This window comes from Paenibacillus sp. Paensp38, from assembly GCF_059491915.1.
Genome location: NZ_CP168516.1, coordinates 1,324,680 through 1,342,893 on the forward strand (window position 1 = coordinate 1,324,680; position 18,214 = coordinate 1,342,893).

The 18,214-nt window shown below is 44.9% G+C and carries 17 protein-coding genes; 14 read left to right on the forward strand and 3 right to left on the reverse strand.

What is annotated here, in order from left to right; genetic code table 11:
* Positions 1-91 precede the first annotated feature (91 nt).
* The gene (pdxR, locus tag ACEN8J_RS05980; protein ID WP_029517780.1) at positions 92-1,567 is read left to right on the forward strand and encodes a MocR-like pyridoxine biosynthesis transcription factor PdxR; all 1,476 of its coding nucleotides are present in this window, start codon (positions 92-94) and stop codon (positions 1,565-1,567) included.
* An 88-nt stretch (positions 1,568-1,655) separates the two neighbouring features.
* Positions 1,656-1,886: a hypothetical protein gene (locus tag ACEN8J_RS05985; protein WP_080658632.1), complete on the forward strand. Its 231-nt coding sequence runs from the start codon at positions 1,656-1,658 to the stop codon at positions 1,884-1,886.
* A 57-nt stretch (positions 1,887-1,943) separates the two neighbouring features.
* Here ACEN8J_RS05985 and ACEN8J_RS05990 read toward each other — a convergent pair whose 3' ends face one another.
* Positions 1,944-3,824, reverse strand: coding sequence for a S8 family peptidase (locus ACEN8J_RS05990; protein WP_495594341.1), 1,881 nt, complete (start codon positions 3,822-3,824; stop codon positions 1,944-1,946).
* A 186-nt stretch (positions 3,825-4,010) separates the two neighbouring features.
* Here ACEN8J_RS05990 and ACEN8J_RS05995 point away from each other — a divergent pair, with 186 nt between their 5' ends.
* The 6 genes from ACEN8J_RS05995 (at position 4,011) to thiI (ending at position 8,819) form a co-directional block, all read left to right on the forward strand.
* On the forward strand, positions 4,011-4,517 hold the full coding sequence (locus ACEN8J_RS05995) for a YpuI family protein (RefSeq protein WP_029517778.1): 507 nt from the start codon (positions 4,011-4,013) through the stop codon (positions 4,515-4,517).
* Positions 4,518-4,704: 187 nt separating this feature from the next.
* Entirely contained in the window at positions 4,705-4,932 is a 228-nt protein-coding gene (locus ACEN8J_RS06000; RefSeq protein WP_029517777.1) for a DUF1540 domain-containing protein, read from the forward strand.
* Between the two features lie 44 nt (positions 4,933-4,976).
* Positions 4,977-5,369, forward strand: coding sequence for a hypothetical protein (locus ACEN8J_RS06005; RefSeq protein ID WP_322251723.1), 393 nt, complete (start codon positions 4,977-4,979; stop codon positions 5,367-5,369).
* 222 nt (positions 5,370-5,591) lie between these two features.
* On the forward strand, positions 5,592-6,284 hold the full coding sequence (locus tag ACEN8J_RS06010; RefSeq protein WP_318627858.1) for a lytic transglycosylase domain-containing protein: 693 nt from the start codon (positions 5,592-5,594) through the stop codon (positions 6,282-6,284).
* A gap of 158 nt (positions 6,285-6,442) precedes the next feature.
* On the forward strand, positions 6,443-7,591 hold the full coding sequence (locus tag ACEN8J_RS06015) for a cysteine desulfurase family protein (RefSeq protein ID WP_495594342.1): 1,149 nt from the start codon (positions 6,443-6,445) through the stop codon (positions 7,589-7,591).
* A 1-nt stretch (position 7,592) separates the two neighbouring features.
* Positions 7,593-8,819 carry a tRNA uracil 4-sulfurtransferase ThiI gene (gene thiI / locus ACEN8J_RS06020; protein WP_069010273.1) on the forward strand — a complete coding sequence of 409 codons (1,227 nt, stop codon included), beginning with the start codon at positions 7,593-7,595 and terminating at the stop codon, positions 8,817-8,819.
* Between the two features lie 73 nt (positions 8,820-8,892).
* Here the strand turns inward: thiI and ACEN8J_RS06025 are convergent, their stop codons facing one another.
* Positions 8,893-9,588 carry a TerC family protein gene (locus ACEN8J_RS06025; RefSeq protein WP_165149080.1) on the reverse strand — a complete coding sequence of 232 codons (696 nt, stop codon included), beginning with the start codon at positions 9,586-9,588 and terminating at the stop codon, positions 8,893-8,895.
* A gap of 216 nt (positions 9,589-9,804) precedes the next feature.
* Between ACEN8J_RS06025 and ACEN8J_RS06030 the strand changes: the two genes are divergently transcribed.
* From ACEN8J_RS06030 to ACEN8J_RS06050, 5 genes are all read left to right on the forward strand, one after another.
* Complete coding sequence (locus ACEN8J_RS06030) at positions 9,805-10,464, forward strand: TerC family protein (RefSeq protein WP_029517771.1); 660 nt, start codon at positions 9,805-9,807, stop codon at positions 10,462-10,464.
* A gap of 94 nt (positions 10,465-10,558) precedes the next feature.
* Positions 10,559-11,050, forward strand: a complete 492-nt coding sequence (locus ACEN8J_RS06035; protein ID WP_029517770.1) for a LiaF transmembrane domain-containing protein — start codon at positions 10,559-10,561, stop codon at positions 11,048-11,050.
* 291 nt (positions 11,051-11,341) lie between these two features.
* Positions 11,342-13,183, forward strand: a complete 1,842-nt coding sequence (gene typA / locus ACEN8J_RS06040; protein WP_029517769.1) for a translational GTPase TypA — start codon at positions 11,342-11,344, stop codon at positions 13,181-13,183.
* 125 nt (positions 13,184-13,308) lie between these two features.
* On the forward strand, positions 13,309-14,370 hold the full coding sequence (locus tag ACEN8J_RS06045) for an LCP family protein (protein ID WP_029517768.1): 1,062 nt from the start codon (positions 13,309-13,311) through the stop codon (positions 14,368-14,370).
* 302 nt (positions 14,371-14,672) lie between these two features.
* Entirely contained in the window at positions 14,673-16,004 is a 1,332-nt protein-coding gene (locus ACEN8J_RS06050; RefSeq protein ID WP_029517767.1) for a PhoH family protein, read from the forward strand.
* Between the two features lie 98 nt (positions 16,005-16,102).
* Here ACEN8J_RS06050 and ACEN8J_RS06055 read toward each other — a convergent pair whose 3' ends face one another.
* Positions 16,103-17,188 carry a coiled-coil domain-containing protein gene (locus ACEN8J_RS06055; RefSeq protein WP_495594343.1) on the reverse strand — a complete coding sequence of 362 codons (1,086 nt, stop codon included), beginning with the start codon at positions 17,186-17,188 and terminating at the stop codon, positions 16,103-16,105.
* A 297-nt stretch (positions 17,189-17,485) separates the two neighbouring features.
* Here ACEN8J_RS06055 and ACEN8J_RS06060 point away from each other — a divergent pair, with 297 nt between their 5' ends.
* Positions 17,486-18,136 carry an RsfA family transcriptional regulator gene (locus ACEN8J_RS06060; RefSeq protein WP_495594344.1) on the forward strand — a complete coding sequence of 217 codons (651 nt, stop codon included), beginning with the start codon at positions 17,486-17,488 and terminating at the stop codon, positions 18,134-18,136.
* Positions 18,137-18,214: the final 78 nt, after the last annotated feature.

Consider the following 18,214-nt stretch of genomic DNA (forward strand, 5'->3'; position numbering starts at 1 on the left):
TGTACTATGAAATTTGTTGTATTATATCGATAATGAAGTATAACAGTAAACGTCTAAATGTAACAGTTGATTTTTGGAGGGGACGGTTCCGATGCATATTGATCTCAGCCGCAATAGCAGTGTTAAATTATATTTACAGATTGCCAAAACATTAGCAGATCGCATCCAGTCTGGACTGTTGCCTCAGGGCACAAAGCTTCCCTCTGTCCGTCATTTGTCCAGTTTGCTTGCGGTAAGTCCCGTAACTGTAAGCAAGGCATATGCTGAGCTGGAGTCTATTAATCTGGTTACCTGTACACAGGGAAAAGGTTGCTATGTAGCAGAGCCTTCGGTAGCTGTTCAACGTGAGGGAGCGCAGGATTTGTCATGGCAAATGTCGCTGATCGATTATTTGCCACGCGCACAGTTATGGAGAAACTTTAACCATAGCAGACAGGTTCCCTATTCTTTTCATATAGCAGCAATTCAACCGGAGCTTCTTCCTACACGCGAAATCATCGCTGATACTCAACGTCTATCCTCTGGAAATCCTGATGCAATGGCAGCATACGGTACTTTTGAAGGTGATTTAGCGCTGAGGGAAGTGTTTGTAGATCACCTGAACGAACGTGGCCTATGCACTGTTGCAGAACAGCTGCTCGTGACCAGTGGTGCCCAACAGGGCATTGACCTGGTGGCACGTACTTTTGTTGGTTCTGGAGATGTTGTCTACATGGAGGCTCCTACATATACGGGGGCCATTGATGTATTTACCAGTCGTGGTGCCAAAGTAATTATGATTCCGATGGATGAGCAGGGCATGCGGATCGATATCCTCACGCGTCTTTGTGATACTCATCCCCCAAAACTGATCTACACGATACCCACCTTTCATAATCCTACCGGAGTAACTTTAACGACGGCCAGACGCACACAATTATTGGATCTAGCTCAAAGTTATCATTGCCTCATTGTTGAGGATGATCCATTTTCTGACCTCTACTATAAAACAAAGCCGCCACTCTCTATCAAGGCACATGATCAATCCGGACATGTGATATATATCAAAAGCTTTAGCAAAACCGTTGCTCCCGGCTGCCGTATAGCTTGTGTAGCGGCCACTGGCAGTGTAATGGATCGTTTGGTGGCTGCCAAGTCTACTACGGATTTGGGGAGCCCTCTATTAACGCAAAAAGCGCTATTGCCCTTTATCAGGAACCGTCTTGATCGACATCTTGTCTGGTTGCGGGAACAAATGCGGGATCGGTTGACAGTCGCATTGTATACGCTCCAGCGCTATGCTCCGCCAGAGGTTAGCTGGTATGCTCCCGAAGGCGGCTTAAATGTGTGGATTAAGCTTCCTCCTAATGTTGATATTCCAGAATTGGAGCGGCTGGCTGACCGAGAAGGCGTTTCCTTTTTACCTGGTGCAGTGTGCTATGCAGGTGGTATGGACAGTAATCATATCCGTATTTCTTTTTCGTATGTGGACAAGGAAACACTTATAACAGGTCTTCACAAACTGTGCCGTTTGTTGGGCGAACTGCTTGATCATTCGGTCATTGTTGAACGGAAGCCTATTTTATAAGGGATATTTGTATTAGGGGGTAAACATCCAAGCACAGCACATGCCTTCTTAATATGCTGTACTAATTCACCGAAAGGAGTTGCACATTATGAGTCATTGCCCTTACGACCCGATCGTGTGCCCGCCGATCCAATTTGTAAATCATCAATTTTTCCCACAAGTCGTGCCTGTGGTTCATCCAATTGAAATTGTTAATCAGACGCACATTGTACCTGTACCACATCACGTATTTCCGGTGAGTATAAAGGATCCTGGAGAACCTTGCTGTCATACTCGCAGTCATAGCAAGCGTCCTGTTCGCAGCAGTTCCAAGCGTTAATAAAGCCCAAAAAAGCAGCCATGGAGCAACATGGCTGCTTTTTTCCAATAAGGAATCTTACGTTTCCAGTTTCTTTAAAATAGATTTTAACTTGTCACTTAAATGCTGTGGATAGAATTGCAAAGGAACATATGGACGTTGTGCTGCTTTCAACGCTTTATACACGTCAATTTGACCATATCCGAAATATTTGTCATGCCCTGGTGTGCCCAAGTCAATTACGCTGCTTCTCATTAAATCCATAACCTCTTTGTTGGTCAGATCGGGGTTAACGGATCGAATCAGGGCAGCAAGTGCTGATACATGGGGACTGGCCATTGAAGTGCCCGACAGTGCAGCATATTGATTCCCTGGGTACGTACTGGCAATACTTGCACCTGGAGCCATGACGTCTACATAATCTCCATAGTTAGAAAAGGATGCACGGTGCATAGAAGAATCTGTAGCGGAAACGGCAAACACTTCAGGATACGCTGCTGGATAGCCAGGTCGTTCCGTATTGTCATTGCCTGTGGCTGCGATTAATACGACATCTTTATCATAGGCGTATTTGATCGCATCATGCAAAAATTCAGCTTGTGCGTAATTGCCCAGACTCAAATTGATAACCTTGGCACCGTGATCAGCTGCCCAGATAATACCTTCTGCAACCGAGTAAGTCGTGCCGGAGCCGGATTGGTCAAGTACCTTGATCGGCATGACTTTGTTGTACCATGTCATGCCAGCGACCCCCTCACCATTATTCACGAGGGCAGAAATGATGCCGGCGACGTGCGTTCCGTGACCGACGTCATCATAAGGCTTTTCAGACGGGTTTACCACGTTACGACCTGAAAGGATTTGACCTTTTAGGTCGGGGTGATCCAAATCTACTCCCGTATCTACGACAGCGACAATTACGTCCTTGCTACCTTTGCTTAATTTCCAACCTCGGTTGGTTTCAGTTGCCGGCAGATTCCATTGATAGCGGGAAAAGAGTAAATCATTGGGAATAGAGCTGTCCGCTTTGATAGGTGTGTTCTCATTGGTTAGATACATATAGTGAGGTTCCGTATAAAGCGGGTTCCACTTTCTTGAAAAATATTGCTTTAGCTCCTTAAAGTTCATCTTATCCGAATGAAATACATAGGTATAACCAAGCTTGCGGCCTGGCGCACAGTGTAAATCTGCTGCAATTTCCTGCAGTTGTCGTGAATCAGGATTATGACGGAAGCGAACGACAATTTCGTTTTCGAAATAATGGCTTGCATTTTCGTTGTCGTGGCCCGTCTTGACAGTAATATCGTGCAATGTGTCGGGATGTACGGATTCGATTTTGTAACTGCCTTCTTTTGGATAGGGAATCAAACGCAAATTCTTCCGCTGATGCTTCTCCACGTCACGTAATACTTGCTGACTGACCAGAGCAGCAACGCCGCATGTTCCGTCAGCCGATGGTTCTGCCATGACAAAATATTTACCGCCTTCAGCCTGAAATGCAGCAGATTCGTAGGATTTATTTTGCATGACGGAACGGCGAGCCGCAGCCAAGCTGCTTTTAATTTGAGGATGACTGAGCAGACGAGTTTGTGCTTTGCTGCCCGTATAGGTGTTCGTATTCCCGTCGCTTGTGTGAATCCACTGTAACGTATGAAGATGACTGTGCGATTGCTGTAGCGTGCGGGTAAACTGCCTTTTCTGATCAGCAGTTTTACCATCAAGTTCCCGCATCACGTATTGAATATCCTGCCTTGCATCCATGCGTGTGAGGGTATCCGTAGCGGACAGGTCCAAAGCCAACATTCCTTTTTTGAGTTGCTTCTCTTGCTGTGGCACCATCTTGGCCGTATATTCGGGCTGCGGTGTATGGCGGTGATCACGGGAAGGCAGCATCAGTGTGATGAGAAGCACCCCGGCAGCTGCTCCTAGCAGGGGTTTTAACCATTTTCGCCGAGACATGAGACCGTCCTCCTTGAGAATTCATAAATTTATGGTTTAGCGTGAGGAGGTTGGCATGTTTTTATACCTTTCAATGCTTATTTGTGGTAGGATAAATACTGAAAATTACAGCTCTTTCGGTTAGAAGGGACTATTTTCGGGTAACCAAATTGATGAACAAGCAACAAATAAGGGGGAGCTGCCTTGATGTCAGCAGTCAACGTACAAAAATTATGTGAGTCGGCGCAGGAGAGACTGAAAACTGCCGTGAAACGGGTGGAAACATTCCTCAATGAGCATGCTCTGCCGCAACTGGCTGCAGATGGCAATGAGGAGTCCGTGCTCTTTTACAAAGGCTTTTTGTCGGATCTCCGTCATGTCCTTGTTTTTTCCGAAGTATCTTATGAAAAGTTGGGTGTGGCTTTACGCCGTGCCAATTTTGACGTCGATTTTGCGGAAAAGGCATTGTATAACGTTTACCATGACTGCGTGAACAGCTTTTTTTATCCCAAAAATGAATCTTACGCAGAGGACGGACGTTATGCGTATACGGGGCAAGATGCTATCCGCTTCCGTAAAACGCCAGTGCCAGCCGCTCGCGAAGTGATCATGGACATTACGAAAAATTTTGAAGAATTGCGTGATGATCTGACTTATTATGAAAGTGACTATTTGACTCAGCGCCGGATGCAGACTCGCCGTACTCATGCATAAAGCATTCAACGGGGAAGATCATTTCTAATCAAAAACTAAAACAAGACAAGCAAGCCGTTTTCTACTTGCTTCCTGCCATTTTGGAGGAGGTGAAGGAAGCGGCTTTTTTCGTATGTCACCAACTGCCATATACCATAAACGCATAGGTGCGGGATAGCGGGGGGACAATGAATCCGAGGTGATGATCATGAGCCAAGAGGCCAAGCCAATCGTTAAGTGTAGCGTAGCCAATTGTCATTATTGGGGAGAAAACAACTTGTGCAAGGCAGATTTGATCATGATTGAAGTTGATGGTCATGCCGGAAAGAAATTTAAAGAAGAATATGCGGGGGAAAGCTTCAGTTCAGAAGAACGTGATAAGGCCGACACGTCAGCCGCAACCTGTTGCCACACTTTTAAACCGAAGTCCGTGTAAATTTTATTACGCGATTCATTTTGCATTTGGAGGTGCAGTTTATTATGGAAGATCATGAAAACGACAAGCATCAGAATGAAGAGCATGTTAGCCGCAAACGTGTAGATTACCCCCGTCACATTCATGAACGATCTGCCAAGCGCCGTAATGATCGTGAGGAATATGCAGCAGAGGTTGCTCCCGGCTCAGTTGCGACTCGACATGAGGTCAAGGGTGAAGAGCAAGTTATAAACAATAGTGGTCGTATTTCTGGCTATGTTGGTCTGGCTGCGGGAATTGCCTCATTGTTTATGTGGTCCATTGTTCTGGGGCCTATTGCTGCAGTTTTAGGCTTTTTTGCTTATGTGAATGGCAGCAAAACGACCGGCATTTGGTCGATTGGTCTTGGGGCGCTGGCGACATTGAGTTATTTTGCTTTTATCCCGTTCGTTCGCTGACCTTGCTGGAGGAAAAAGTACAGTTTTCTTTTGTATATCCGAGAAAAATCATCTTAGTGATATAATTACATTTAAGCTGATCTATAAAGCTCCGCTGTCTTTTCGACAGAAACGGAGCTTTTTTTCATTAAAAGGTATGGAAGTACATAGTAAAAAGTTGTATCATAGCAGTAACGACAAGCTATTTGGGATATAACAACTATAGAAAGTTGGGAACACCACATGCAAATTGATCCGCGCGTGTCCAAGTCCATGTTAGACATGCAGCTGTTAAATAATATGAGTGCTACAACCCAGACGGGGACAACGGACGCTTTTTCCGGATTACTGGAACAAGTAGGTCAGTTGGAAACAGATGGTGCTGTGACTCGAGAAAATTCAAGTGATGTTACCAGAGACGAAAATGGTTTGCTTTGGCTTCAATTGGGACCTTCGAGGGGAACGGCTTCGTCATTGTATCCCGCTCCTTCCAGCACAGCAACAGACGGACCTACAACACCTACGGCATATGATGATTTGATTAACGAGGCTAGTCAGAAATACGGCGTTCCAGTAGCGTTGATTAAAGCAGTTATTGATACGGAATCTTCATTCAATCCGTCGGTCACTTCTTCGGCCGGGGCCAAAGGGCTTATGCAACTTATGGATGCTACGGCTCAAGGTCTGGGAGTCAGTGACCCGTATGATCCTGGACAAAATATTGATGCTGGAGTTCGTTATTTGTCTTATCAGATTAAACGTTTTAACGGACAAGAAAATATGGCGCTGGCTGCATATAATGCAGGTCCCGGACGGGTGCAGCGGCTTGGTGTAAGTAGTGATGAACAGTTAATGTCTGTACTGGATAAGCTTCCGCTGGAAACGCAAAGATATATTAACAAGATTCAAAATGCACGTGAAAAATATACGATCTAAGCCCTATAGCTTATAACGAAAAAAGTGCGTAATTTCAATTTAGATTAGGTCCGCAGAACAGGGTCAATATGGGGAAAGGGTGTCGCTATAATGTAGCGACCTTTCCCTATTTTGGTCTTTTTTTGTTGCAGCAGTTGTAGGGTAGAAAGGGGAGTTTAATGAAATATTTTGATTATGCCGCGACAACTCCGCCTTTTGAAGAGGTGATTACAACCGTTGCCGAGATCATGAGACGCCACTATGGCAATCCATCTTCGATGCATCGGTATGGAGAGGATGCGGATAAGTTGCTTAAGCGTTCGCGCGAAGTATGTGCTGCGGCTTTGGGAGTGTATCCATCAGAGATTGTCTTCACATCTGGGGCAACGGAAAGCAACAATCTTGCTATTAAGGGAGTAGCTTTGCAGTATCAGACCAGAGGCAAGCATATTGTTACTGTATCGACAGAACACCCGTCTGTGTATGAAGCTTGCAGACAACTGACAAATCTGGGTTTTGAGGTTACATTTTTACCTGTCGATGCAGAAGGGCATGTGAGCGCCGAACAGGTTTGTGCCGCTGTCCGTAAAGATACGATTTTAGTCAGTATTATGCATGTCAATAATGAGACGGGAAGGGTGCAACCGGTGCATCATATCGGAGCTGCGCTGAAGAAACAGTTCCCCCGTATTCTATTTCATATTGACGGTGTACAAGGGTTTGGAAAGCTGCCGGTTGATATCCGGGGCTGGCAGGCTGATCTGTACAGCCTCTCTGCGCATAAGCTGCGTGGACCTAAAGGTGCTGGACTACTATTCGTTCGGGAAGGTGTAGAGGTTTTCCCACTGCATAGTGGCGGCTCTCAGGAGCAGGGTTTTCGTGCAGGTACGGAAAATGTGCCACTGCTTGTTGGTATGTCCAAAGCGGTACGACTAGCGGGCGAACGACAAGCAGAAACAGCACGACGTATGACCGAGTGGAGAGAACGGGTGGTCGCAGAAGTGCAGACAATCCCTCAACTGCGGCTAAACAGCGGGGAGGAAGCACCGCATATTGTCCACTTTTCGTATCCGGGTATGAAGGCCGAGGTGCTGCTGCATACGCTGGAGCAACTAGGTGTGGCCGTATCCACCAAATCGGCTTGTTCTTCGAAGTTGGCCGAGCCCAGCCGGGTGCTGCAGGCGATGGGCCGCAATGAGGCAGAAGCATCTGGCGGCATTCGTATCAGCTTCGGTGACGAGCATACGGAACAGGATATTGACGAGCTTATACTTGCACTGCAACAGGCTGTAGCCAAGCTGGAATCCCTTGAAAGGTGGAAACGTTAAAATGCACTATGATATGCTGTTACTTCGCTTCGGTGAATTTACATTAAAAGGGAAGAATCGAACTCGTTTTGAAAAGGCAGTACTGAATCACGTGAAGCTGCTGCTCAAGCCGTTTCCCGGCGCTTCTTTGCGGAAGGAATTTGGACGGATTTATGTGGTACTCGGAGGAGAGCCTTATGAACAGATCATTCAAGTGTTACAAAAAGTGTTTGGCATCACGACAATAAGTCCTGTCAAAATGGCTCCTGTCGAGCTGGGTGCTATAATTGAGACCGCTGTAGCTTTGATGCGTGAGCTGAATGTGGCCGAGGGAACGACTTTCAAGGTAAATGCCCGCAGAGTGTGGAAGGAGTTTGCTCATTCCTCACAAGAGATGAACCATTTAATTGGTTCTCCTATTTTGCGAGAGTTTCAAGCGTTGAGGGTCGATGTGCATCAACCAGATATTGAGTTGCGTGTGGAAGTCAGAGAGCAGGCGGCCTATATATTCAGCGATGTTATTATGGCTGTAGGGGGCTTTCCGTTAGGAACGAACGGTAAAGCTATGCTGCTGCTGTCTGGTGGAATCGACAGCCCGGTAGCAGGATGGTCTTCCATGCGTAGGGGACTGGAAATTGAATGTGTACATTTTTATAGCTATCCGTTTACAAGTGAGCGTGCGAAAGAAAAGGTCATTGAATTGGCAAGGGTATTAGCAGGCTATGCAGGGCGGATCAAAATCCACCTTGTACCGTTTACAGAGGTGCAGACGGCCTTTACGCGCACTGGACAGGACAATCTGATTATAACGCTAATGAGACGGTCTATGCTGCGAATTGCAACGATGCTGGCTGAGCGTGAAGGAGCGCTGGCACTCGTGACGGGTGACAGTCTGGGTCAAGTTGCTAGTCAAACGTTATCCAGCATGAATGTGATTGGCCGTTCGACAGAATTACCATTGCTGCGACCTCTCGTCATGATGGATAAGCAGGAGATCACGGAAATCGCTAAGCAAATTGGCACCTACGATTTATCCATCCTTCCATATGAGGATTGCTGCACATTGTTTGTTCCTAAATCCCCAACGACCAATCCAAATTTGTGGGTTGTTCAAAAGATTGAAGCCTCTATTCGGGATTTAAATGCCTTGATTGAACAGGCTGTGGCTGCAACGGAAACGCTTGTCCTGGAGGCAGGCGGAGCTATAGAGGGGCGTAATGAGGAAGTTATACAGGAAGATTGGTTTTAAACAAAAAGGCAGACCCACTGTTATTATGGGGTCTGCCTTTTTTGATTTTAGTTAAAACAGTTTTTGAATCATTTTAAACCGCTTTTTCTCGACTGGATACTGTTTTGCGATTTTGAAGATATCCCGTGAGCAAAATACCAGCCATAACTGTAGCAATAAACAAGATACGCAGCGCAGGGTGCTCGGTAAAGTAAGGTTCCAGCTTACGTTCTTCAGTAATCATATTAGAGGCCGTATAACCAAGTACAGCCGATCCCAAATAGATAATCCAGGGGAATTTATTGATCAGTTTGATAAAAAGAGTGCTTCCCCATACCACGATTGGCACGCTGATTAACAGGCCCAGCACTACAAGTAGCAAATGCTGCTGGGCAGCGCCAGCAACAGCAATCACATTGTCCAGACCCATAGCCGCATCGGCTACAACAATCGTGCGGATAGCACCCCATAATGTTGTTCCCGCTTTGACTTCGGTATGGTCCTCCTGGTCTACGAGCAACTTATACGCAATCCAGACTAACATAATCCCCCCGATGAGTAACAACCACGGTACTTGAAGCAGCCAGAGTACCACAATGGTGGCTGCTATGCGAATAAGCAGGGCACCACCGGTGCCGTACAGAATCGCTTTTTTTTGCGTTGCAAGAGGCAGCTTTCTGGCGGCAAGTCCAATTACAATCGCATTATCCCCTGCGAGCAGAAGATCAATAAATATCACATTAAGCAGTAGCCAAAAGAACTGAAGTCCGGACATATCAATCGTTCTCATCTCCCTGATTAAACATCCTAAAATCGTTGTATGTGTTTATTTTAATACCCGTTTTCCGGAAATACGATTCATTATATGGCTGTTTGTTATTGATTTCAAGGTCTTTACTCAACGAATTTGACATCATTTTTTAATAAATGATGACTTATTTGACAAAGCTTATAAGCATAGCCTCGTCCTATTTCGCATACAAGTAGGATGGGGGTGTTTGTACACATGGAGCATATCATTTTGCTGTTGAAAATATTAATGATTAATTTGGTGTTAAGCGGTGATAATGCGGTTGTTATAGCCATGGCGAGCAAAAATTTGCCTGCAAGGCAGCGGAGTCAAGCTATATGGTGGGGGGCAGTCGGTGCAGTCCTCCTGCGCTGTGTTTTGACTTTTGTAGCTGTCATTTTGCTGGGCATACCCTTTATTCAGGCGGCAGGCGGTCTACTTCTGTTATGGATTGCGTTTAAGCTGCTTTATGAGAGTGAGGATCATGTAGGAGTCAGAGCAGAAACAACCATATGGAAGGCTATACAGGTGATTCTGGTAGCGGACTTTGTGATGAGTCTAGATAACGTATTAGCTATTGCAGCACTAGCAGATGGGGATATCGCCATTATTGTCATTGGTATTGCAATTAGCATTCCGATAGTTGTCTGGGGCAGCAACGTAATTGCGATCTGGCTTCACCGGTTCCCTGTACTTGTTTTGCTCGGATCTGCAATCCTGGCTTTTACGGCAGGAGAAATGCTACTGCGTGATCCCCGACTGGGTGTATGGTTAGCAGGTACGGGAGAGCTTATACATGCATGGTTACCAGGACTCTTAGCCTCAGCAGTTGTGATTGCAGGAATATATCGTCAGCTACGTGCTCATCATATTTGAACGTAGTTTTTTTGGAAAACATCGGCTAAAATATACTTAAAAACAATCACATTAAGCGACCTAAAAACAAATTCAGCAAACAAAGGAGACCACGATGAATTCCGGAAAAGAGCGTATGATCGGAGTGGGCATTGTTGCCGTAGGACTGATTATTTTGTTGGGGAAACTGGGGACGTTCTCCTTCTTGGGACGAAACTTTTGGCCTTTGCTGTTTTTAATACCTGGAATCGTACTGCATGCAATGTACATGAAGCGTAAAGTTTCACCCTTTATGTTGCTGCCAGCAGGGATTTTATCGGTTTATGGCTTCTTATTTTTGCTCTGCAATATTTGGGGCTGGAATTTAATGGCCTATTTATGGCCTTTGTTACTTCTAGGTGTGGCGGTTGGATTATGGGAGTACGCCATTAATGATATTTCGCTTTCTCGTAATGTATATACGGGGGGCGTGATATTGGGCTTGGTATCGGTGTTTTTATTGGTCATTACCCTGTTAAGAACGGGTATCATATATGTTATTGCAGTTTTACTGATCGGCGCTGGAATCTGGTTGGTCGTAAACAACCGCGGCAAACGCAAATGGTAAACGACAAGCAATGAGATTTTATGGCGGTAAATTACGGAACAGGCAATAATGTCTTGCTTTATGACATATTTCAACTATAATATAATGGATATGATAAGAGCGTCGGAATGATTTCTGACGCTTATTTTAAGGTTTTCACGCGAATCGGAGAGAGAAGCTGTCTGTACAAAGCCTGAAACATATAGAAGGCTGGCAGGGAGTGGGCCTAAAGAACGATTGTTAGCCTTGAATCAGCACTGCTTCAGGATAGAGACACTATTTTGATATACGGAAAGGATATGGATACAAACCATGCATGCTAGAGAAAACATTCGCAATATTGCGATTATTGCCCACGTCGACCACGGAAAAACGACGCTTGTCGACAAGCTGCTTCAACAGTCCGGAACATTTAGAGAACACGAGGCTGTTCAGGAGCGCGCCATGGACTCCAACGATCTGGAGCGTGAACGCGGTATTACGATTTTGGCTAAAAATACAGCTATCACTTACAAAGATTATCTGATTAACATTGTAGATACACCAGGACACGCCGACTTTGGTGGCGAAGTGGAACGGATTATGAAAATGGTTGACGGTGTTTTGCTTGTCGTAGATGCTTACGAAGGTTGCATGCCGCAAACGAAATTCGTACTGCGTAAAGCGCTGGAACAAAATCTGACGCCTATCGTTGTAGTGAACAAAATTGACCGTCCGGCGGCTCGTCCGGCAGAAGTTATTGACGAAGTACTGGATCTGTTCATCGAGCTGGGTGCGAATGATGAGCAACTGGAATTCCCTGTTGTGTACGCTTCGGCGCTGAACGGAACATCCAGCATGGATGCTGAAAAGCAAGACGATAACATGCAAGCATTGTACGAAACAGTTGTAGAGCATATTCCGGCTCCAACTGAGAATGTAGATGAGCCTCTTCAATTCCTCGTAACACTGATGGATTATAACGAATACCTTGGCCGAATTGCAGTAGGTCGTGTAAACCGCGGTATCATCAAGCAGGGGCAAGCAGTCACAGTTATGCAACGTGATGGTAGTAGTAAATCGGCGCGTATTGAGAAGCTGTTCGGCTTCCAAGGCCTGAAACGTATTGAAACGGATCAAGCGGGCGCTGGTGACATTGTAGCGATTGCGGGAATTAAAGATATCAACATTGGTGAAACCATTGCTGATCCAAACCATCCTGAAGCGCTGCCTGTACTGAAGATTGATGAGCCGACACTGCAAATGACCTTCTTGGTTAACAACAGCCCATTCGCAGGTCGCGATGGTAAGTGGGTAACATCCCGTAAATTGCGTGAGCGTCTTCTGAAAGAACTCGAAACGGATGTCAGCTTACGTGTTGATGAAACGGATAGCCCGGACGCCTTTATTGTATCCGGACGTGGTGAGTTGCATCTGGGTATCTTGATTGAAAACATGCGTCGTGAAGGTTACGAACTGCAAGTGTCCAAACCGGAAGTTATCGTCAAGGAAATTGATGGTAAGAAAATGGAGCCAATCGAACGTCTCCTTATTGATATTCCGGAAGAAAGCATGGGCGCAGTTATGGAAAGTTTGGGCTCCCGTAAAGCCGAAATGGTTAACATGATTAATAACGGCACCGGACAAGTTCGCTTGGAATTCCTGATCCCTGCACGTGGTCTGATCGGCTACACTACAAACTTCCTGACTTTGACTCGTGGTTATGGCGTAATGAACCATGCGTTTGACAGCTATGGACCATTTGTTGGCGGTCAAGTAGGTGGACGTCATCAGGGTGTACTCGTGTCAACAGAAAACGGCAGCTCTACATTTTATGGTATGCTGGGCGTAGAAGATCGCGGTATTTTGTTCCTAGAGCCAGGTACTGAAATCTATGAGGGTATGATCGTTGGAGAGCACACACGTGATAACGACATCGTCGTTAACATTTGTAAAGAAAAACAACTGACAAACGTTCGTTCAGCAACAAAAGACGATACAGTTAAACTGAAAACACCTGTAATCTTCTCTTTGGAGCAAGCGCTCGAATACCTGAATGATGACGAGTATTGCGAAATTACACCTAATGCCATCCGTTTGCGTAAAAAGATTTTGAACAAAGGTGAACGCGAGCGTGCAGAGAAGCAACGTAAAACAGCACAAGCAAATATGTAATTGATTGGATTGGTCTTTGGCCACAGCGGCGACGCCCGGGAACGGGATGCGCCGCTGTGTGTGTTTTAGGATTGTAAACTTGGAGAAAGCTATATTTCTCAAAACGCAGGAAAAGGTGTTGAAGCATGAGTAATCTTTCGAACGGATTGCCTCCCCGGACACAAACTGGGAAAAAATCCGCCAAACCGAAAAAAACGAAAAAGAAAAAAAGCTTTTTCAGATCGTTTATGAAGTTTGTCTTGTTTCTGCTCATTATAGGTATTTTAGCAGCAGGTGGTTATACCTACTATCTTTACAATCAGGTAGAGGAAGTTTTGGATACGGGGATCAACAAGGAAGTACCCAAAACACAATTGGCAGAAACTAAGCCTTTGACTATCTTATTGCTAGGAACCGATTACCGCCCTGATCATCCGACTTATTTGTCCGACGTTATTATGGTAGCTACATTGAACCCCAATACTAAATCGTCTACCATCGTGTCCCTACCGCGCGATACGCGTCTAGAAATGGATGGATATAAACCTCGCAAGTTGAATGAGTATTATCCGGTGTTTAAGGCTAGAGAAAAAGAATCTGGTGAAGTTGCTGAAGAACAGATGAAGAAGATGATCGGCAAATATTTAAACATTGATATCGATTATGTGACGGTTATTAACTTCCAGGGCTTTAGAGATGTAGTAGATAATTTGGGTGGCGTAGATGTGACGGTTGATAAAAACATGTGTTATCGTGACCGTGCAGATGGTACCGATATTAATCTGACAGCTGGAGCCAAGCATTTGAACGGTGACCAGGCTCTTGATTTTGTTCGCTACCGCAAATCGAATTGTCGTCCGAGAACAGCTGAATCTGACGATTTTGATCGCAATCGTCGACAAAATCAGGTGCTTCATTCTCTAATTGACCAAATGCAATCCTTTAACGCTTTGACCAAGTTTAGTGCAATTATTAAATCGGTTGATAAGAATATGATGACAGATATTGAGTCACAGCAAATGAAGAATATCGTACAAACCTATTGGAATATTTCCAAGCAAAATGTGAAATACAATCCGGTAGCGGGAACATGGCGTAGCCCGTATGTGTACATTGATGAGCAACAGCTCGATTTGGCCAAACAAGCGCTACAAGAGGAGTTAGCTAAAAAAGTAAGCGACAATACCGCAGCTTCTTCCAATTCCTGAGTATGTATATTTCTTCCCGCTTATGTTATACTCGCAGCGAGTAAAGCTCTTATATAACATAAGGGGGTTGAGGTATGTCTAAAGTTATAGTGAACCAAGTCTAGGTCCAGTGAGCAATCACTGGGCCTTTTGTGTCTAAATTCAAAAATGGACAGGCTCAGAGGCTATCTTCACTTACAACTTTTCGTTGTTTTATGCTGCTTTGGGGTTCTTTTTTCAGGGAATCAGCAAGTATTAGGTACCCGGTGAATAGGTATAGGTATGAAACACGAGATTGTCCACGCCGCTTTGGAGGGGATTTAATGAAGAAAATTTTTGTGCTGGATACGAATGTGCTGCTGCATGATCCGAAAGCCATTTTTACCTTCAAAGAACATGAAGTTGTTATTCCAGCTGTAGTTCTGGAAGAAATCGACTCCAAAAAACGCAACGCGGATGAGATTGGACGGAATGCCCGCAATGTATCGCGATTGTTGGACGGGTTGAGAGAAGTGGGCCATCTGCATAGTGGCGTTCCACTTCCCCAAGGTGGAAGGCTTAAGGTTGAGTTGAACCACCGAAGTTTTTTGAAAGTTCAGGAGATGTTCGGGGAGGTTTCGAACGATAACCGGATTTTGGCGGTCGCCTTGAATTATCATCTGGAAGAGCAGGAGCAGCCTGAGCCGCGTTCGGTCGTTTTGGTCAGTAAAGACGTGCTGGTCAGGATCAAAGCAGATGTATTGGGACTGCTGACTGAAGACTACCTCTCCGATAGAACAGGCGATTTAAGTGAGCTATACCCCGGATACTCGGCAATACAGGTGCACCCGTCCATCATAGATGAATTTTACTCTAACCGGTTTTTACTAATCAAGTCACTGGAACTACCTTATACACTGTATCCACATGAATTTGTCATTCTGAAAGATGAAATGGGAACTGGAAAATCAGCATTACTGAAAGTTAACCAGGAGGCAGAGCGATTAGAGCCGCTGTACTTAAGTAACGAATCAGTATGGGGAATCAGCGCGCGCAATGCTCAACAGAGGATGGCATTGGAGCTTTTGCTTAATGATGATATCCCTCTCGTGACCATTACAGGAAAAGCGGGTACGGGCAAAACGTTGCTGGCGCTGGCGGCAGGTTTGCTTAAAGTAGAGGATGAGCATCGCTTCAAGAAACTGCTGATTGCTCGACCTGTTGTTCCTATGGGCAAGGATATTGGTTATTTACCAGGAGAAAAGGATGAAAAGCTTCGTCCATGGATGCAACCAATCTACGACAATCTGGAATATCTGTTTGATGCCAAAAAATCAGGTGATATCGACAAAATTTTGATGGGCTTGGGCAGTATTCAGGTGGAGGCACTTACTTATATTCGCGGACGTTCGATACCTGGGCAATTTATTATAGTCGATGAGGCGCAGAATTTATCCCGACATGAGATTAAAACGATTGTGTCTCGGGTGGGTGAGGGAAGCAAGATCATTTTGATGGGAGACCCGGAGCAGATTGATCACCCTTATCTGGATGCAGCCAGCAACGGTTTAACCTATGTGGTGGAGCGGTTTAAGCAAGAAGGGATTAGCGGGCATATTATGTTGGAAAAAGGAGAACGCTCCAAGCTCGCGCAGTTGGCAGCTGATTTGCTATAAAGTCCTATCGTTATTACAATAATAAAGACCTCGGGAATATCCCGGGGTCTCTTGTTTTGTACACGTAAAAGTTCAGAACAATGAAAGTGGGCAAAAGCTTATTTAAAGTTTAATTCGAGCTTAACTTCAAGCATTCCTGCTAAAGTGCGTACTTCTGTGGCTTTGACATAGGAAATAAGCTGCTGTGGGTAGAAACCCAGATCAAAATCCCTTTCCAGCTTGTTGCGGGTCGTATCAGGTAGTTCCAGACCATTAAATACTAATCGATCCACATGAAATAAAATTGCATTTTTCGGTTCATTCTCTACCGTGTAGTGACCTTCTACCCTTAATTTCATCGTTCCTTGTTGGCCTTCTACCATAATTTGATCCTGCGCAAATGTAAAGTTGAAGTGATTAAACAATTCATTTTCTGACTTTAAAAAACGGTTAAAGTCCTCTTCACGAATGCTTATCGTAATGACTTTTCCATTTGTAACCATGGCACCTTGTTGTTGTTGAATGAATTGCGGTAAATCCTGCATAGCTTGAGCTAATGCTTTAAAGTGTTTATTTACCTCGTAGACACCTACATTTTCCCAATAAGCTGTCATTTCGCCAATTAGCTTGCGTAGGGTATCCGGGTCATTACTGGCGTTAACGCCGTCATTTACACGCGACTGAAGCAGGACAATGCGTTTGCGTTGAGCCAGTAAGTTTGTTTTGACTGTCTCCAATTCCATTGACGCTTGGATGACTTGTTGTTCTGTTTTTCGCATAGATTGATAATTGGATTCGTATTCTTGAAGCACATCCTGATCGTGACTAATCAATAACAAGTAGTAATCGTACAGAGAGAGAAGTTGCCTTATACTTTTTGCCCCTAGCACCACACTTAACAGCTTGTCCCTTTCCCCCATATAATAAGATCGCAGCACAGAGCCTGCACGCTTCCGTTGTATGGTCATTTGCTCTTGCTGAACGGTGAGGTTACTTCGCAGTTCCTGCTGGCGCTGCAAAAGAGTCTGTTGCTCCTGACTGATTCGCTCAATTTCATGGTCTATCTCTACAATCGACAGACTATCTTGTAAAATCTGACTTTCTTCTTGGGAGGGAGCGGCTAGAGTAGGACGTACATATATGAAAGTTAGCAACATAATGGTGCTCAGCAGGGTGCTGATTGTGATTTTTATTCGTTTGTTCATTTGGTTTCCCCTTTTATGTATTCCCGAAAAAAACTCATGGTAATGTATATGATCCTTTCTGTTTCTTTAACCATTCATTTTATTGTACAGCAGTCTGAGCATGCTTGAAACCCGAAACTGTTTACGTTCACGTATGAGTTCTTGCAGAAATGGAAATACAATTTAGTATCAAATAGATTCTATGAACTCTACGAGAGGCATAGGAATGAATAAACAGCTTTTATACCCTATTCAAATACCGGCAGGATCGGTTCATGAAGACGGTTATTTCAGGATGTTGTTAGGAGGGCTAGAGGCATGACTGCAATAAGACAAGATGCATGGAGTGTGGAAGATGACTTGATATTGGCGGAGGTGACATTGCGGCATATCCGTGAAGGTGGAACGCAGCTTGCTGCGTTTGAGGAGGTTGGACAAAAGATAGGAAGAACCTCTGCAGCATGCGGCTTTCGTTGGAACAGTTGCGTGCGCAAACGTTACGATGAAGCAATTAGCATTGCCAAAGCACAGCGCCAGAAGCGCAGTTATATCCGCAAGCAGAACCCGGTAGGTGTATCACAGGTTGCGGCTTTTGCCTCGCTTGATACAGTCGAAGGTGGGTACAGAACGGATGGTACGAGTGAGGATACATTTTCTATTGATGCAGTAATTCGTTTCTTGCGTCAATGGAAGGGATCCGTCCAGGAAACGAATCGGCAGATTAAGATGCTGGAGAAAGATTTACGGGAAAAGGAAGAAGAATTGAGTCAGCTTCGCTCCATTAATGACCGGCTGTCCAAAGAAGTGAATGAGGTGCAAACCGACTATCGTGTTGTGAATGATGATTATAAAGCTCTGATTCAGATTATGGACCGGGCTCGGCGCTTGGCTCTAATTACTGAAGATGAGGAAGAGCTTAAATCCAGATTCAAAATGGATGCCAATGGGAATCTGGAGCGCATTGAGTAACAAGATTACTTCTGCAATTCTGAAATAAAACGTCAACTAGCGCTTTGCCGTAGTTGGCGTTTTTTGTATTTCTTTAGA

Bases quoted from the DNA above. Each gene is read 5' to 3' on its own strand.
- pdxR (WP_029517780.1), top strand. From the start codon at position 92: ATGCATATTGATCTCAGCCGCAATAGCAGTGTTAAATTATATTTACAG.
- ACEN8J_RS05985 (WP_080658632.1), top strand. From the start codon at position 1,656: ATGAGTCATTGCCCTTACGACCCGATCGTGTGCCCGCCGATCCAATTT.
- ACEN8J_RS05990 (WP_495594341.1), bottom strand. From the start codon at position 3,824: ATGTCTCGGCGAAAATGGTTAAAACCCCTGCTAGGAGCAGCTGCCGGG.
- ACEN8J_RS05995 (WP_029517778.1), top strand. From the start codon at position 4,011: ATGTCAGCAGTCAACGTACAAAAATTATGTGAGTCGGCGCAGGAGAGA.
- ACEN8J_RS06000 (WP_029517777.1), top strand. From the start codon at position 4,705: ATGAGCCAAGAGGCCAAGCCAATCGTTAAGTGTAGCGTAGCCAATTGT.
- ACEN8J_RS06005 (WP_322251723.1), top strand. From the start codon at position 4,977: ATGGAAGATCATGAAAACGACAAGCATCAGAATGAAGAGCATGTTAGC.
- ACEN8J_RS06010 (WP_318627858.1), top strand. From the start codon at position 5,592: ATGCAAATTGATCCGCGCGTGTCCAAGTCCATGTTAGACATGCAGCTG.
- ACEN8J_RS06015 (WP_495594342.1), top strand. From the start codon at position 6,443: ATGAAATATTTTGATTATGCCGCGACAACTCCGCCTTTTGAAGAGGTG.
- thiI (WP_069010273.1), top strand. From the start codon at position 7,593: ATGCACTATGATATGCTGTTACTTCGCTTCGGTGAATTTACATTAAAA.
- ACEN8J_RS06025 (WP_165149080.1), bottom strand. From the start codon at position 9,588: ATGAGAACGATTGATATGTCCGGACTTCAGTTCTTTTGGCTACTGCTT.
- ACEN8J_RS06030 (WP_029517771.1), top strand. From the start codon at position 9,805: ATGGAGCATATCATTTTGCTGTTGAAAATATTAATGATTAATTTGGTG.
- ACEN8J_RS06035 (WP_029517770.1), top strand. From the start codon at position 10,559: ATGAATTCCGGAAAAGAGCGTATGATCGGAGTGGGCATTGTTGCCGTA.
- typA (WP_029517769.1), top strand. From the start codon at position 11,342: ATGCATGCTAGAGAAAACATTCGCAATATTGCGATTATTGCCCACGTC.
- ACEN8J_RS06045 (WP_029517768.1), top strand. From the start codon at position 13,309: ATGAGTAATCTTTCGAACGGATTGCCTCCCCGGACACAAACTGGGAAA.
- ACEN8J_RS06050 (WP_029517767.1), top strand. From the start codon at position 14,673: ATGAAGAAAATTTTTGTGCTGGATACGAATGTGCTGCTGCATGATCCG.
- ACEN8J_RS06055 (WP_495594343.1), bottom strand. From the start codon at position 17,188: ATGAACAAACGAATAAAAATCACAATCAGCACCCTGCTGAGCACCATT.
- ACEN8J_RS06060 (WP_495594344.1), top strand. From the start codon at position 17,486: ATGACTGCAATAAGACAAGATGCATGGAGTGTGGAAGATGACTTGATA.